This is a genomic window from Mucilaginibacter sp. FW306-07-L, from assembly GCF_058782065.1.
This window is the reverse complement of sequence record NZ_JBYSXI010000002.1, coordinates 1027825-1043867: the sequence shown is the minus strand read 5'-3', so window position 1 is coordinate 1043867 and position 16043 is coordinate 1027825. Positions and strand designations below refer to the sequence as shown.

11 protein-coding genes are annotated in these 16043 nt (G+C 45.7%); 4 read left to right on the top strand and 7 right to left on the bottom strand.

Annotation, left to right across the window (positions count from 1 at the left end; genetic code table 11):
* Window positions 1-48 precede the first annotated feature (48 nt).
* Window positions 49-1656, top strand: a complete 1608-nt coding sequence (locus AC3WJC_RS14745) for a SulP family inorganic anion transporter (RefSeq protein ID WP_492399869.1) — start codon at window positions 49-51, stop codon at window positions 1654-1656.
* Between the two features lie 214 nt (window positions 1657-1870).
* A complete protein-coding gene (gene can, locus AC3WJC_RS14740; RefSeq protein WP_492399868.1) occupies window positions 1871-2542 on the top strand; it encodes a carbonate dehydratase in 672 nt (223 codons plus the stop codon).
* A 142-nt stretch (window positions 2543-2684) separates the two neighbouring features.
* Here the strand turns inward: can and AC3WJC_RS14735 are convergent, their stop codons facing one another.
* From AC3WJC_RS14735 to AC3WJC_RS14710, 6 genes are all read right to left on the bottom strand, one after another.
* The gene (locus AC3WJC_RS14735) at window positions 2685-4694 is read right to left on the bottom strand and encodes a beta-L-arabinofuranosidase domain-containing protein (RefSeq protein WP_492399867.1); all 2010 of its coding nucleotides are present in this window, start codon (window positions 4692-4694) and stop codon (window positions 2685-2687) included.
* A gap of 13 nt (window positions 4695-4707) precedes the next feature.
* A complete protein-coding gene (locus tag AC3WJC_RS14730) occupies window positions 4708-5697 on the bottom strand; it encodes a family 43 glycosylhydrolase (RefSeq protein WP_492399866.1) in 990 nt (329 codons plus the stop codon).
* Between the two features lie 37 nt (window positions 5698-5734).
* On the bottom strand, window positions 5735-7576 hold the full coding sequence (locus tag AC3WJC_RS14725; RefSeq protein ID WP_492399865.1) for a glycoside hydrolase family 2 protein: 1842 nt from the start codon (window positions 7574-7576) through the stop codon (window positions 5735-5737).
* A 79-nt stretch (window positions 7577-7655) separates the two neighbouring features.
* Window positions 7656-8354 carry a DUF3823 domain-containing protein gene (locus AC3WJC_RS14720; RefSeq protein ID WP_492399864.1) on the bottom strand — a complete coding sequence of 233 codons (699 nt, stop codon included), beginning with the start codon at window positions 8352-8354 and terminating at the stop codon, window positions 7656-7658.
* Window positions 8355-8374: 20 nt separating this feature from the next.
* The gene (locus tag AC3WJC_RS14715; RefSeq protein WP_492399863.1) at window positions 8375-10237 is read right to left on the bottom strand and encodes a RagB/SusD family nutrient uptake outer membrane protein; all 1863 of its coding nucleotides are present in this window, start codon (window positions 10235-10237) and stop codon (window positions 8375-8377) included.
* A gap of 20 nt (window positions 10238-10257) precedes the next feature.
* On the bottom strand, window positions 10258-13488 hold the full coding sequence (locus tag AC3WJC_RS14710) for a SusC/RagA family TonB-linked outer membrane protein (protein ID WP_492399862.1): 3231 nt from the start codon (window positions 13486-13488) through the stop codon (window positions 10258-10260).
* A 236-nt stretch (window positions 13489-13724) separates the two neighbouring features.
* On the opposite strand from AC3WJC_RS14710, the gene AC3WJC_RS14705 reads away from it, so the two are divergent.
* Together AC3WJC_RS14705 and AC3WJC_RS14700 are read left to right on the top strand one after the other, a co-directional pair.
* A complete protein-coding gene (locus AC3WJC_RS14705) occupies window positions 13725-14144 on the top strand; it encodes an SRPBCC family protein (protein ID WP_492399861.1) in 420 nt (139 codons plus the stop codon).
* A gap of 181 nt (window positions 14145-14325) precedes the next feature.
* Entirely contained in the window at window positions 14326-15057 is a 732-nt protein-coding gene (locus AC3WJC_RS14700; RefSeq protein WP_492399926.1) for a lysophospholipid acyltransferase family protein, read from the top strand.
* 123 nt (window positions 15058-15180) lie between these two features.
* Here the strand turns inward: AC3WJC_RS14700 and AC3WJC_RS14695 are convergent, their stop codons facing one another.
* Window positions 15181-15918: a LytR/AlgR family response regulator transcription factor gene (locus tag AC3WJC_RS14695; protein ID WP_492399860.1), complete on the bottom strand. Its 738-nt coding sequence runs from the start codon at window positions 15916-15918 to the stop codon at window positions 15181-15183.
* Between the last annotated feature and the right edge of the window lie 125 nt (window positions 15919-16043).

Genomic DNA, 16043 nt, shown 5'->3' with positions numbered 1-16043 from the left:
GATAGCTTCTTTTTTATAACACACCACCACCAGTTTTATCAATTTTTTATGGATCAGCATGACCACACCGTCAGCGCTGCAGGCTTTTTTGACCTGCGCAAGTATTTTTTAGGCAAAAACCTGAAGCGGGACCTGCCTGCCAGCATTGTTGTATTTTTAGTTGCCCTTCCACTTTGCCTTGGCATCGCGCTGGCATCGGGCGCGCCCTTATTTGCCGGCATATTAACCGGTATAATAGGCGGCATAGTTGTTGGCGCGGCCAGCGGCTCGCAGCTAAGTGTTGCCGGGCCTGCCGCCGGTCTTACCGTTATTGTACTTAACGCTATTGCCACTTTAGGCTCGTACGAAACGTTTTTGTTGAGCATTGTAATTGCCGGGGGCTTACAGATCATCCTGGGCCTGATCAAGGCGGGCACAATCGGCAATTATTTTCCGTCGGCTGTTATTGAGGGGATGCTGGCGGCTATCGGCATCATCCTGATCATGAAACAGTTTCCGCACGCGGTAGGCTACGATGCTGATTTTGAAGGCGACGAAAGTTTTTCGCAGGCTGATTCGCACAATACCTTTTCGGAGATTACGCTGGCTTTATCCAAACTGAACTATGGAGCCGTTATTATCAGTGCCGTATCATTACTCATCCTTATTTACTGGCCAAAATTTAAAAAACTGGCCATAGTGCCCGCGCCGCTTTTGGTAGTTATAACAGGCATACTGCTCAGCATCGCCTTTGCGGGTACCGGCCTGGCCTTGCTTGACAAGCAGTTTGTAACCATACCCATTGTAAAGAACGGCGCTGAGTTTTTCAACCTGTTCAAATCTCCAAACTTTAGCGCCATTGCTAACAAAGAGGTTTGGATAGTGGCCGCAACCATTGCCATTGTAGCCAGTTTAGAAAGCCTGCTAAGCCTGGAGGCCGTGGATAAGATAGACCCGATCAAACGTGTATCGCCCACCAACCGCGAACTGGTGGCACAAGGCATTGGTAATGTAATAAGCGGTATGCTGGGCGGCCTGCCCATGACGGCCGTAATTGTACGGTCATCAGCCAATGTAAACTCAGGGGCACGCACCAAGGTCAGCGCCATTGTTCACGGAGTGTTTTTATTATTATCCTTACTATTGATACCAAGGCTGATCAACCTGATCCCGCTATCGTGCCTGGCGGCTATTTTGCTGATGACCGGTTATAAACTTACCCGCATCGAATTATTTAAGCATGTATGGCATAAGGGGCTCTCGCAGTTTATTCCGTTTGTAGTTACTATAATTGCTGTTGTATTTACTGACTTGCTGAAGGGTGTTGGCATAGGTATGCTGGTAGGTATATTTTACATATTACGCACCAACCTGCGTAATCCTTATTTTTACCGCATCATCAAAAACAATGAGGGTAAAAAAACCATCCATATCCGGCTTGCCGAAGAGGTATCATTTTTAAATAAGGCAGCTATACAAATAACCCTGACCAGCCTGCCCGAGGGAAGCGATGTGCTGATTGATGGATCGAACTCCAGGTACATTGACCCTGACGTGCTCGAAACCATCCACAACTTTAAGCATAACGCCTATACTAAAGGCATTATAGTGCAGTTACAGGATATTAAGGACCGGTATGATGTGCCCAAACTGAAGGAGTTGATCTATAAACCATGAAACCACAACGAATGACTAATTTTAAACTTTTACCGGCATGTAGCTGTTCACCACACGCCGTTTATACTGATAGAATAAGTTATTCGTTTTACAAATTATTGATAGCCTGGCTAACAGCCGGAGAGGAATTTTTAGAACAGCGGCCTATCACACTACATTATTATTTACTATCAAATTAATCAAGCAAAATTTAAAACACTTAATTACAAATATCATGTGTGCAAACAAATCATCAGAACTACACGACACAAGCCACATTACCTACGAAGGCTTGCTTGAAGGCAACAAACAGTTTGTGGCCAATACATTAAAAGTTGATCCGGAATATTTTGATAAACTGGCTAACGGACAGAAACCACCGGTATTATGGATAGGCTGCGCCGATAGCCGCGTACCGGCCAACCAGATAACCCACACCCAGCCGGGAGAGATATTTGTGCACCGTAACATTGCCAACATGGTTATCCATACGGATATGAACATGCTGAGCGTGCTTGACTACGCGGTGAACGTGCTCAAGGTAAAACACGTAATTGTAACCGGCCACTATGGTTGCGGCGGCGTACTCGCGGCTATGGGCAATACATCGGTAGGTATAATTGATAACTGGCTGCGCCATATTAAGGATGTTTACCGTTTTCATGCTGATGAACTGAGCGCCATTGAGGACGAGAAGAAACGCGGCGACAGGCTGGTGGAGCTAAACGTTATTGAGAACGTAAACAATCTTTGCAAAACCTCAATTGTACAAAACGCCTGGAAAAAAGGCCAGGATCTTAGTGTACATGGCTGGGTTTATGCCCTTAACACCGGCTTAATTACAGATATGAACGTAAGCCAAAATTCAAACTCAGGTCTTGAAGAGGTATTTAAATTCGTTTTGTAATAGCTGAATTGAATTGTTTATTTAAACCAAAAGCGCCCGTATTCAACGGGCGCTTTTGGTTTATTTTGATGGAGGGCATATTTATAAAACGGCCATGAAAAAACAGGCCATTACAGCCTGCTCTTTATTTAGTGATAAGGGTTTATCGAACTTGCGGGAATTGTGAGATACGTAACCTGCTGCAACCGTAAGGTATCAGCGTTATAACTTCTTCCGGTTGGTCGCGCATACCTTCGTTATAAATCATGCTGAATGGTATCGGGCCCGTCATATCATTATACAATTGCCAATCGGGGATGCGTTTGGCTTTTGCCTTTAGCATCAACGGGGCATTGTCCGGTGTCCAGGGGTAAAGCGGTATGTTCTTTTTATCTATCGAGATGCTTTGCTGAAACTTATCATCATCCAAAGCTACTAACCCATAATTCCACGGCGTGGTCGGGCGCATCTCATAGTATTCCTTGCCGTAGGCGATGGGGTCTTTATCATTCTTAACCAGTTTGGTTTCCTCACCAATTTTAAGGGCGTACACCAGCGGACCACGCTCAACCGATACTGAATTTTCATACCAAGAGTTTTTGTAGATGTGCATGGGCAATTGCAGTTCAACCACATCGCCGTTCTTCCATTGGCGGTCTATCTTCACTATCTGGTTGCCTTTGGCTTGCTGCAGTTCCTGTCCGTTCACTTTTATTACCGCATTTTTACACCATACAGGTATGCGCAGGTGAAAGGGAAACGATAACTGCTTAGCCTTTTTGCTGGTTAAAGTGAACTTTATATTTTCATCAAACGGATAGTTGGTTTCTTCTTTAAAAGTCACCTCTTTACCATCAGCTACTTTTGCCGTTACCTCGCTTGCCGAGTATACCAATGCGGCTATACCCCTGTCGGCAGTGGCGTACCATAGGTTTTGCGCAAATTTAGGCCAGCCCTGGTGCATGTTTGAGGTACAGCATGGAAAGCCTGATAGTAAGCCATAAACCACATCGGTACCGGCATGGTTTACGTCAAAGTTATGCACATGGCGGGTAAGAATTACCTGGTTAGCCTGCTGAAAATATTGGCGGTTCATGTAATCCTCCGTAGTTTGGGTTGGCAGGGCATTAAAGGCTATCTTCTCCAAACGGTCGGCATAATCTATATCGCCGGTAATTTCGAGCGAGCTTTCCAGCGTGAACATCATCTCCACTGCCGAGCATAGCTCCGAACCCTGGGTCGGGTTGTTGCCATGCAATGCTTCATCGCCGCCATACAGGCCATGCGCCATGCCGTTGTATTTGGTCAGGTCATGAAATCCCTTCTTCATGGCCTCCACATATTTTTGTTCGGGGTGATGCTGGTAGTAGATCAGCGGCTCCTTCATACCCTGCGCCAGGTTAACCCCGTGAATGCTGCCCGTGCGAGTAAGCATGTCGGTATCTAAAAACTCGCCTGTAAAGTTATAAGTCTGTTTGTGAAGCAAATCGGCCAGATCAAGCAGAAATTTATCACCCGTAATGTTGTACAGCCAGTATACTACCATCAGGTTATCGCCGCCGCGCAGACGTGCCCAAAACGTCCAGTGGTCGAGTGGTTTGGCAGGCAATTCCTTTAGCTGGTATTTAAAGTAATTGGTTAGCAAACTAATCACCCGCTTATCATTAGTTGCCATGTAGTATTGTTTCAGCACTTTTAGCATCACCATTTTTGGCCACCAGTCGCGGCTGTTATCGCGCTGTATGCCTGCCTCATAAGGGTAATCTTTAGAAGGCCCGAAGTATCCATCGGGCTGCTGGCTTTTTATAGACCACTCCACCCAGGGCTTTACCTTGGCAATGAGTGCCTTATCCTGCAAAATATAAGCCAGCGGCAGCAAGCCATCTATCCAGTAGGGGCCACGCTCCCATTGGTCGCCATCGCCGCCCAACCAGCCGTTACGTTGGTTCATCACCAGCGGGTAAAGCTCATCCAGTTTGCCGGTAGCGCCGTTTTTTTGGCGTATAAGCATTTCACGCAGCCAGCCTTGCGGCTTAATTGCACCAAGCGGTAGTTCGATATATGGATTTTGGCGTAAAGGTGCCCGGCTGGCGGTATAATTGGCTGTTTGACCGTTTGCAGCGATGGCAATGCCTAACACCATTGCGGAAACCATCAAGAACTTAGATCTCATAGTAACATTATTTTTAAGGCAGATAAAAATCAAATGGTTTATCCCGATCACACACCAAGTTACCATCATTATATTCCAATTCGGCTACATGTATTGATGTGCGCTTGGTTGAATAAGTAAAGGCATCGTCCGCATCGTGCCCGCCATCATTTTGGTGCGATTTACGGCCCGGGTGTGTAAAGTAAACAATATAAGCATGATCGCGGGTTACCACAACATCGGCATGGGCGCCGGTTGGCGTATCATCCGGGCGGTGGCCGGGCTTATCCAGCACCATGCCCTGGCGCTCCCAGGTTTTGGCATCCTTTGAGCGGTAAACCCGCTGGCCGTGCCATTCGTCGGTTATCATCCAGTAATAATCCTTAAACCTGAATATCTTCGGCCCCTCATGCTCCGGCCCGCCGATGGCCACTTTAGGGTCGGCTTTCCAGTTTATCAAATCAGCGCTTTCGGCAGTATAGGTATTGGCATTAGGGCCTTTGTACCAAATGTGCCATTTACCGTCGGGTAATTTCATCAGTGTTGGGTCGATGATACTGCCGTCGAGTTTCAGATCACCCAGAAATTTCCAGTCCCACAGGTTTTTACTGGTGTAATGTACCAGCCGGGAATTGCCGCCCCAGTGGTTATACACACCCTGAATGTAGGTAACAAACATGTGGTACGTTCCCTTATCATAAATTATCTCGGGTGCCCAAAAGGTATTGGTACCGCGCTCAAAATCTAAATTGAGCGTACCGCGATATGCCCACGTTTGCCCATGATCTTTGGAGGTAGCTACGCCGATAGCCGTACCATAGCAGTAAGCTACATCCTGCGTTTGGGCGTTGGCCCTGCGCTGGGTGTACAGCATCATCCAGGTTTTTTCGGCCTGGTTGTAAACCAAAACCGGGTCTGCAGCGCCGTCATACATCGGGTCGCGGTATAGGGGCGATGGTGCTTTGTGCATGCCGCCGCTATTTTGCGCAAAAGCCTGCCCGCATAGTGCGAACAGGCTTGCCAAATAATAAATTATTCGTTTTAAAACCATTTATTGATTGTTATTTAACCAACGCCGGATCATACAATTTGGTGTTCACTTCATACAGCTTGTTAACCGGCATTTTATCAACCGCGCGGTCGTAAGTCATAAAGCCGTTGGTTTCGCCCTCAACATCGGTAGTTTGGGTATATACCGCTGCTGAAAGGCCCAGCGGAATCAGCTCGGCAATACGCTTGGTAAACGAGGCATACTTCTCAAACATCTCATCAGAGTTTTTGAAGGTTTGATAACCCCAATTCTTTTTTTGCCAGGTATGTCCGTCAAGCGGCAAACCTAAGCCACCGAATTCGCCCAATACCAGTATGCGTTTTTGCCCGAAAACATCAGGCGCAGGCATAGCCGGGTGCGGGTAGTTATGTAAATCGATAATATGGCCGGTTAAGTAGAAGTTACCACCGCTGGCACTGTTCACCAGGCGAGATGGGTCTTTCTTCATTGTCCACTCCGTAATTTCAACAGTTTTAAACTGGCCCCAGGCCTCGTTGAACGGTGTCCAAACCACAATGCTCGGGTAGTTATGCAACACGTCCATAATAGCGTTCCACTCCTTACGGTAGTAGCCTTCTGATTCGGGGGTACGTTTTTGGTCAGTACCATGATCCAGCACGCCCGGGCGGTTTTCCCAACCGTTACCTAAGTCGCCGCTTGGCATATCCTGCCATAACAACATACCTTTTTTATCACAATAGGTATAGTAAGTAGCAGGCTCCACCTTAATGTGCTTACGTATCATATTAAAGCCCATTTTTTTAAGCTGATCAATGTCGTATATCATCGCCTCGTAAGTTGGCGGCGTATACAAACCATCAGGCCACCAGCCCTGGTCAAGCGGGCCATACTGAAAAACGAATTTGTTGTTCAGCATCATACGCTGTATACCATTGGCATCAGGCGCCATTGATATTTTGCGCATGGCGAAATAGCTGGTAATTACATCCACCGCTTTGCTGTTACGCAGCAGGGTGATCTTCAGGTTATAAAGGTTAGGGCTCTCGGGCGACCAAAGTTTCTCGTTGGTTAACGGAATAACAGCCGTTTCGCTTGCGTTTTGTTGCTTTTGGGCGATAACGGTTTTACCATCAAGCACCTCTATTTTCAGGTTATCACCGGCTTGCTTATTTTCGATATTGGCTGATATGGTGATGGTATGCGCATCAATATCAGGTGTTTGTTTGGTTGACACGATGTAGGCCTTTGGCACAGCTTCCAACCAAACGGTTTGCCAGATACCGGTAACCGGGGTGTACCAAATACCTTCGGGCTTTTTCATTTGCTTGCCGGTTGGCTGCGGGCCATCGTTGGTTGGGTCCCACACGCGTACCACAACATCCTGCTTTGAGCCGCCTTTTAAAAACGGCGTAATGTTAAATGAGAACGGATCAAAACCACCCTCGTGCTTGCCCGCGCTTTTGCCGTTCACAAACACTTCTGTTTGCCAGTCAACTGCGCCAAAGTGCAACAGCACCTCTTTACCTTTCATGGATGATGGCACATTGATGGTATTTTTATACCACAGCAAGCTATCCTTACCTACGGTGCGGCCTACGCCTGACAATGCCGACTCAGCAGCGAAAGGCACCAATATGCTACCCTCGTACTTGGTTGGTGTCGACGCGTTTTTAGGCGTAATGGCATAGCTCCAAAGGCCGTTAAGGTTTTTCCAGTTGTTGCTGCGTACCAGCATAGGGCGCGGGTATTCAGGCAGCGGGTTTTTAGGATCAACCTTTTCGGCCCAGGGGGTAACAATACGGTCTTTAATCAGGTGCCATTGCCCCTGCTGGGCATTAGCCGTTACGCAGGCCGTTAGGGTAATTACTGCTGCGGATAAAAATTTTCTCATTATTGAATTATGGATTTGTTGCTGTGCTGAACAGTTAAAGGGGCACTGCTCTTGCAGCAGAAACCCCTACCTTGTAAATTTAAAGTGTTATTTTTTGTAATGGTGAGTAAATCATATCATCAACACCCGCAATTTTTAACCCTACACGGGCAAACACATAGCCTTGCGTTGGCGTAAGGGCAGGCACGGTAGCCGTTAAATTTACAGTGCCGGTAACAGCGCTGCCGGCTATTCCGTTATTCGCTACGTTCTCATCGCCGTTGCTTGATACAAACTGGGTTTTATTTACGTACAACGTAACCCTTTCTATATCACGTGCATTAGCATCGGTTATTATTTTGTTAACCGAAAAAGCCGCGGTAACTGCCCTGCCACTAACTGAATACTGAACATCATTTATCAGGTAATAAGGTGTTACCTCCAGATCCATGGTTTTATCGCCGCTGATGTTAACGCTCAGCGAATCGCGCGTGGCACTGGTTTGGTTCCACCTGAAAGGGCCTTGCACACCCGGAATGATCAGCTTATAATCACCCTCGAACAAGAGGAAAGAAAACGCGCCATCCTGCGTAACATTGCCTATAATAGCGCCTCGTTTACCAAAACCACTTTGATACAGTTCCACCGGAACCTGGTTTTGCTCAACATTTATGGGCGTGCCGTTATAAACAAGCCTGCCTTTAAAGCTGGCCTTGGGTGCCTCTTTAGTATCTTTTTTACATGATGCAACCACTACTGTGAGTGCTACCAACATAATATATTTGAACTTAAATCTCATAACTATATAGCTTTAAAAACTTATTGATTCGGCTGTTTAACAATCTTAGGGTTTCGTGATAATATATCATCATTTATCTGCGAATAATAATTACCTGATTGAAACCTGTTGGCTCCTGTTACCCTGCCCAGCTTAATTTCCCTGAACATCCATTTACCATGGTTGGGGTTACCCGGATTTTGATACAGGTAAGGCCACAAGCTAAATGGCTGAGTATTATGCTTGGTTGCTGAGCCTATATCGCTTTTCAAATCAGCAACCGTCATGTTAGCACCATCCCATACAATATGTGCCAGCCTCCAGCGCTTCATATCATACAAGGTATGGCCCTCAAACACCAGCTCAACCCGGCGTTCGTGCACTATACGGTCAAAGCTCAACGCGGTTAATGGTGTAGTTAAGCCAGCACGAGAGCGTACCTGGTTAATATAGTTAAGTGCTTTGGTTTGTTCGCCAAGTTCAAAAGCGGCTTCAGCACCATTCAGCAACACCTCGGCATAACGGTAACGTATAAAAGCTACATCGCTACGACGGCCACGACGGCCTGAACCTGTTACCGGATCAAGATATTTACGAATATAAAACCCGGTTTGTGTACGGAATTCCAAGCCATCTGACGGGCCATCCAAGCCTATTGCAGGGGTTGACGTACCCGGTAAATTACCGTTTGATACAAAATCACCGGCAGCATTTTGATAACCGGCCCTCACATCAATAGCCGCCCCTTTATAGATTGAGCCGGGCAACATAACGGTGCCTGCTAAACGGGCATCGCGGCCGGCAAATATATCCTGCTGATTGGTATAATAAATCGGATCGCCGCTGGCATCAACCGTAGGTATTGGCGCATAGGTATTATCCAGTTTTTCAAATGCCTGTACTATATTAAGTGAAGGGTTTAAGCGGCCGGCATCAGCACCCTCTTCAGACCGTGAGTATGGTTGATTGTTTACGGTATAGCTATGTACCTTATTGGTACCTACCTTAAAATCCTCAATAAAAATACTCTCACGGTTAACTGAGCTCTTATCCAGAAATACAGCGGCAAAATTGTCAGCCAGGTTAGGTAGCGATTTATATAAAGCATAACCACCCGCTTTACCTTCAATCAATGAATCAGACGCTGCAAGAGATTTTTGATAGTAGCTTGTAGCCATTGATGCCGGTATGCCAACCTCATCGCCCGGTAGGGTAACGGTAGGTGTTCTGAAGCCGTATTTGGCAATTGAACCGGCGTAAAGCGCTGCTCGAGACATCATGGCAAAGGCAGCACCTTTAGTAGCTCTTGATTTAGTATCAGGATTTGAAGGCAGATCATTTTTTACAGCGGTTAACTCACTTAAAATAAAATCATACACTTCAGATTCTTTAGCCCTTGGCATTTGCAAGTTGGTTACATCACCCTCATACGTCATTGATGTGGTGACAAGCGGCACACCACCCATCCTTTTTACCATCTCGAAATAGTAGGCGGCACGTAAAAACCGACCCTCGGCAATAAATCTCTTTTTATCGCCTTCATTCAGCCCGGTTGCGGCCGTGGCACGCTCTATAAATAAGTTGATATCACGTATGTAACCGTAATCCCAGGTACCCCATTCGCCCCAGCCCCAACTGGTACGCTGCACAATGTTAGAACTGCCGTTTTCTGACGGGAAAGCCTCGCTAAAGTCAGCAAAGCTGGCCCAGCCATTATCAAGACTCGAAAAGTCAAGCTGCCGCTGGTATAGGTCGGCTACTACCGACAATACTAACGCAGGGTCAGAAAACATTTTATCTGTCGGAACGACGTCCCTTGGCTCAATATCGAGATAGTTATTGTCTTTACACGATGCTGTTACCAACAGCGCCGCACTCATGGTTATAAAAAAAATCTTTTTCATGTTAAACTCAGCTGAATTGGTTAGAAAGTTAAGTTAACGCCAAAGTTGAATACCTTACTTTGCGGAAACTGTAAACCATTGTCGTCCACAACCTCCGGGTCAATTCCAAACTCTTTGAGGTTATCAAATGAGAACAGGTTGTAGGCGTTTACATAAAATCTGGCTCTTTTAATTTTAATTTTTGAAAGTACTGCTGCCGGCAGGCTGTAGCCCAGCTCGAGCGTACGCACACGTAATTGCTTTACGTTATGCAGCCAAAATGTTGAATTACGCTGACCGGCAACTTCGTAGTTACTGCTGCCCGAGTGGCCCGGATTATCGCGGTTGGCCGGATATTTACCCGGAATCCACTGGCTGTTCAGGTCATACGGATCAGCGCGGTGCCATCTGTCCTCAAATATGGTATTCAGGTTACCATTGTTTTGGAATGCCCAGCGGGTTTCCCAGTTTTGGAACCAGGTATAACCAGATGCGCCTGAAAAGTCGGCATGGAAATCAAATTCTTTGTATCCTAAAGCGATGTTAAAGCCGAAGTTGATGTTAGGTTGCGTACCATAACCAAAGCCTATCGGCCTTTCGTCGTAACCATCTATCCGGCCATCACCGTTTTGATCTTTATAGATCAAATCGCCCGGGATAAGGGTTTTGTTACCCTTGCCATCAATATTAACCGGGTAATTGTTGATCTGATCAATTGATTCAAACTGGCCAATTACCTCATGTCCCCAGTCAAGGCTCTTGTAACGGCCCTCGCGCTGATTGCGGTACTGATCCCATGAGTTAAAGAAACGCTCCTTATAAGTTTCGTTCCATTTTGCACGCGTGTAAGCAATATTACCGCCTACCGTATAATTTAACTTACCTATCTTGTTGCTGTAGCTAAGCGCTAACTCCTGGCCGTATTGCAAATCGCTTTCCAGGTTGGCGTCCGGCAGGCTGTAACCCAATTCAGCCGGTACCAGTATATCTTCAGCGCTTGTAAGCAAACCGGTGCGCACACGGCGGAAGTATTCAACCGTACCGGTTAACTTGCTATTCAGCAAGCTGAAATCAGCAGCTATGTTGAACGTTTTACTTTTTGACCAGGTGATGGTCGTAACCGGGATGCCTTTATCGCGCGAAACACTGATGGCCTGATCGTCCAAAATGGCCAGTATAGGGTTATCGCCATCGCGGATAGCGTAATTATAACCAGGCAGGTAAGCGAAGTAGCCTACAATTGGCCCGCCGTCATTGTTACGGTCATCGCCCATTAAACCGTATGATCCTCTGAATTTCAAATCATTCAGAATGCTGTTATCACCCAGCAGGTTTTTCATGAATGATTCTTCAGTAATGCGCCATCCAGCCGATACCGCCGGGAAGAAGCCTACCCGCTTGTTGGTAATAAATAACGATGATGCATCTCTTCTGCCTGAAAGTTCCAGATAGTATTTGTTGGCGTAGTTATAATTAAAACGGCCGATGTAACCTACACGTGCAGTTTCCAGGTCGCTGTCATCATAGCGGTCCATGGTTGAAAATTCAATCAGCGGCAGGTTGTTTGATTTAGGGATGGCATGTAACCAATTGCGTAAACTACGGGTTTTTATACGCTCAGCAACCAACGTGCCCGAAAAGGTGTGCTTGCCAAACGTATTATTATAATTTAACTGTGCTTGCATATTGGTATTAAACTCCTTACGCTGCTCACGCTCGCGCCAGGGGTTGGTGGCACCGCCGGTTCTGTCGTAAGTATCCGTTTCCGGGCGGTAGGTAAACACATCGTAAGTGTATTCATGATTGTTTACCACATTATCGGCTATATAGTAAGAGTATATGCCTTTCAGCGTTAATCCTTTTACGCCAGGTATATCATATTCGGCATTGAAATTGGTTTGCAACACCCTCCAGTCGCTACGGTAAGTGCCTGAAATTTTCTTGTTCAGGAATGCGTAGTTTGACTCGATGTTATTGATCTGGTTCAGATAATTAGGGTTGTCGTTGGCATAAGGCCTTTCAATCGGCGTATTACGCAAAACGGCAAAACGAGCTAAAAAGTAGTCGTCGCCACCGGGTACACCAGGGTTTTCACGGCTTTCCACACGCCCGTTAATGTTTACACCTACACGTAACCCATTGGCTATTTTGGCACTGATATTTGATTGAATGTTGGTACGGCCAAACTCATACTCTTTACCAATGTTTGAATTTTGGTAAAAATTGGTTGCCGATACATAGTAGTTTACTTTATCTGTTCCGCCGGTAAAGTTTACGTTTACGGAGTTTTGCGGCGCGTTGCGGTTGCTGTTTAACACATAATCACGCCAGTCAAAACTTTGATAGCCACGCTCAGTACCAATGCGGTATTTCTCAACTTCTTCTTTAGTAAAAGAAGTTGTACCCGAAGTATTCATTTGCGCATCAGCTTTGTAGCGTGCATAATCATACGAGTTGCGCACCACATCCGGAAATCGGAACCAGTTTTGAAAGCCCATATAGGCATCCACGTTTACACGGCTCTCGCCCGATCCCTTTTTTGTGGTTACCACAACAACGCCGTTTGCCGCACGTACACCATAAATTGCCGCCGAGGCATCTTTTAGTACGGAGATACTTTCAATATCATTTGGTGCCAGGTTGTTAAACTGTCCTGCATCCTGCTGAACACCGTCAATTACATATAACGGTGCCCCCATATTACGGATCTGGATGTTGGCGCTCGCGCCGGGGCGGCCATCAGCCATCCGGAAGGTTACCCCGGGAATTTTACCGGCCAGTGTAGTACTAACGGTAGCACCGCCATGCACGCGGTCAATATCCTTAGCTGTTACCGATGCGATTGAACCGGTTATAGATTCCCGCTTTTGCGTACCGTAACCTGTTACCACAACTTCCTGCAGGCTTTCATTGGCTGCTTTAAGTGTAAACTTAATAGTGGTTTGTGTGCCTACCGTTACCTGCTGCGATGTGTAACCCACAAACGTAGCCTCAAGTACTGCATTAGCCGGCACAGTAAGGGTAAACTTTCCCTGCCCGTCAGTGGCAGTACCAATTGTGGTACCTTTAACCCGTACAGCAACACCGGGCAATGGCAAATTGGTTTCGTCAACCACTGTACCTGTGATGCTTGTTTGGGCAAATACCGCAGTGGTGTTAATTAAGAAAGCTACAAGAAAAAAAACGAAAGCGGCCCTGATAAGCCGGACGCTGCCCGGAGGGCAGGCTGAAACAGTTGATGTACCCCGTTTCAAGAGTAAAGTTTTTCTCATAAGATGATTTAATTGGTTGTTGGATTTAAACGTCAGTTCGACGTTTATTTAATAGCGTAAATCACGGAGTTTTTTGGCTCAACCTATTCGCCTTATTGTATCAATACTTCGCTTTTTTGTATCAAAAAAATTTCTCTGTAAGTAAAAATCGTTATCAGCTCTTTATTTAAAAGCATTATTTAACTTAGATTATCGTTCGGAAATTAATTGATTTGTAATGGCTTAATTTTAGCACAATGGAAAATACTAATACGATCACTGTACAAGCCCTAATTAACGCGCCTGTACAAAAGGTTTGGGAATACTGGAATCAGCCCGGGCATATTACCCAATGGTGCCAGGCTTCTAACGATTGGCACGCGCCTTTTGCTGAAAATGACCTTAGGGTTGATGGCAAATTTAAAACCACCATGGCCGCTAAAGATGGCAGTTTCAGCTTTGATTTTGAGGGCGTATATACTGCTGTTGAGCAGCACAAACTCATCAGCTATATTATGGCCGACGGGCGTATGGTAAGCATCCGTTTTGATGAAGACGGCCAAACCACTGTCGTTACCGAAACCTTTGATCCGGAAAATACTAACCCTATTGAAATGCAGCGCGGCGGCTGGCAGGCTATTCTGGATAATTTTAAGGCTTATGCGGAGGAGAATTGATGGCCTTGATTAATTAAATTGTGTCATTTCGAACGAGGTACGAGGAGAAATCTGTCGCTTTATTATGAACGCAGGCAGATTCCTCACTATCATTCGGAATGACAAGTAGGTTGGGTAGTAGCATAAACCAACTATCCAACTATTAACATTTACAGGCTTTTATTAACTTTGTCATTCCATGATGAGAAAGTTTTTAGGATACATCCTTTCGCCGTTTGCTATTACCGCGTTTTTTTTAGTACTTGTTGTTTTTCATCCTATACAGTGGATCAGCTATAAGGCCTTTGGGTATTCGGCACACAAAAAATCGGTGGATGTACTAAACTTTTGTTTACTGAGCACTTATTATATCCTGTTCAATTCGGTTAAGTTCATCAACCATCAAAATTTGCCTTTGGGCAGGCCCATGATCATTATGGCCAACCATCAAAGTTTGATCGATATACCGCCGATGATCTATTTTTTCAGAAAACACCATGCTAAGTTCATCTCAAAAATTGAGCTGGCCAGCGGCATACCATCTATATCATATAACCTGCGTGTAGGGGGCGGTGCCAATATTAACCGTAAGGATGCGCGCCAATCCATTACTGAACTGGTTAAACTGGGTACCCGGATGAAGGAGCAGGGCTGGTCGGCCATGATATTTCCGGAAGGTACACGATCAAAGGACGGGCATGTAAAAACCTTTCAGTCTGCCGGTATAGCTACGCTGTTAAAAAAATGCCCCAATGCGTTACTGGTTCCGGTGGCTATCAATAAATCGTGGGAAATGGCCCGCTACGGATTATACCCCCTGAACACCTTTACCCACATGACCTGGGAAGTGCTTGAACCCATTGAACCCGGCACCGCACCCGTTGAAGAACTGGTAAAACTGGCCGAAGAACGGATAAGGGAAAGGGTAGGCTAAGGCTGATTTCGGATTTCGAAATTTCAATTTCGAATTTTGCCTACCGTTAACTGTAAGTTATATTTAAAATCTAAATATAGGATGAAATAAATCCGCAATTGAAATTCCGCAATTCGACATCCATTACACGTTCTTTCCGTCAACTATCCTGAAAAAGTCGTCGCGGTAGGTATCACCCACGGGAATCACCTTATCGCCGATGAAGATACGGCTGCGCTCAATGCTATCGATCTTATCCAGCGATACAATGTACGAGCGGTGCACCCTGATAAAATGCTTCTCGGGCAGGGCATCTTCCATCTTCTTCATGTTTTGCAGGGTGATAATGCGCTCGTTAGTCGTAAAAATGGATATATAATCCTTTAAGCCCTCGATGAACAAAATATCGTGCAGATAAACCTTTTGTATTTTGTGCTCGGTTTTTACAAAAATAAAATCACTTAAAAAATCAGGCTGCTGCTGGGCAGGGGCTATTACGGGTGTAGGCATGCCGGCAGCGGCGGCTGGGTTTATAATACCCTGCGCCTTTTGCACGGCTTTATAAAAGCGGTCAAATGCGATAGGTTTCAACAAGTAGTCCACCACATCAAGCTCATAACCTTCCAGCGCATATTGCGGGTAGGCCGTTGTTAGTATCACCTTGGCCTTGCCATTGGCAATTTTTAAAAACTGGATGCCGGTAAGTTCAGGCATTTGCACATCCAGAAAAACCAGGTCGGCCTCCCCGCTTTGTACCAGCGTAAGCGCCTCAATAGGGTTAGTGGTTGCCTTTACCAATTGCAGAAATGGCATTTTAGCAATATAATCCTCAAGTATATTCAAAGCCAGCGGCTCATCATCAACAACCAGGCACCTTATCATTTTATAATCAGTTTAAAAAAAGCTAAAATAATTAAATAAACACCGGGCGTTATCATCTGTAAAATTGGCCCGTTAATATTTCCAAAAAAGCAATCTATATACAAAACAAGTTAACTTAATTCAAC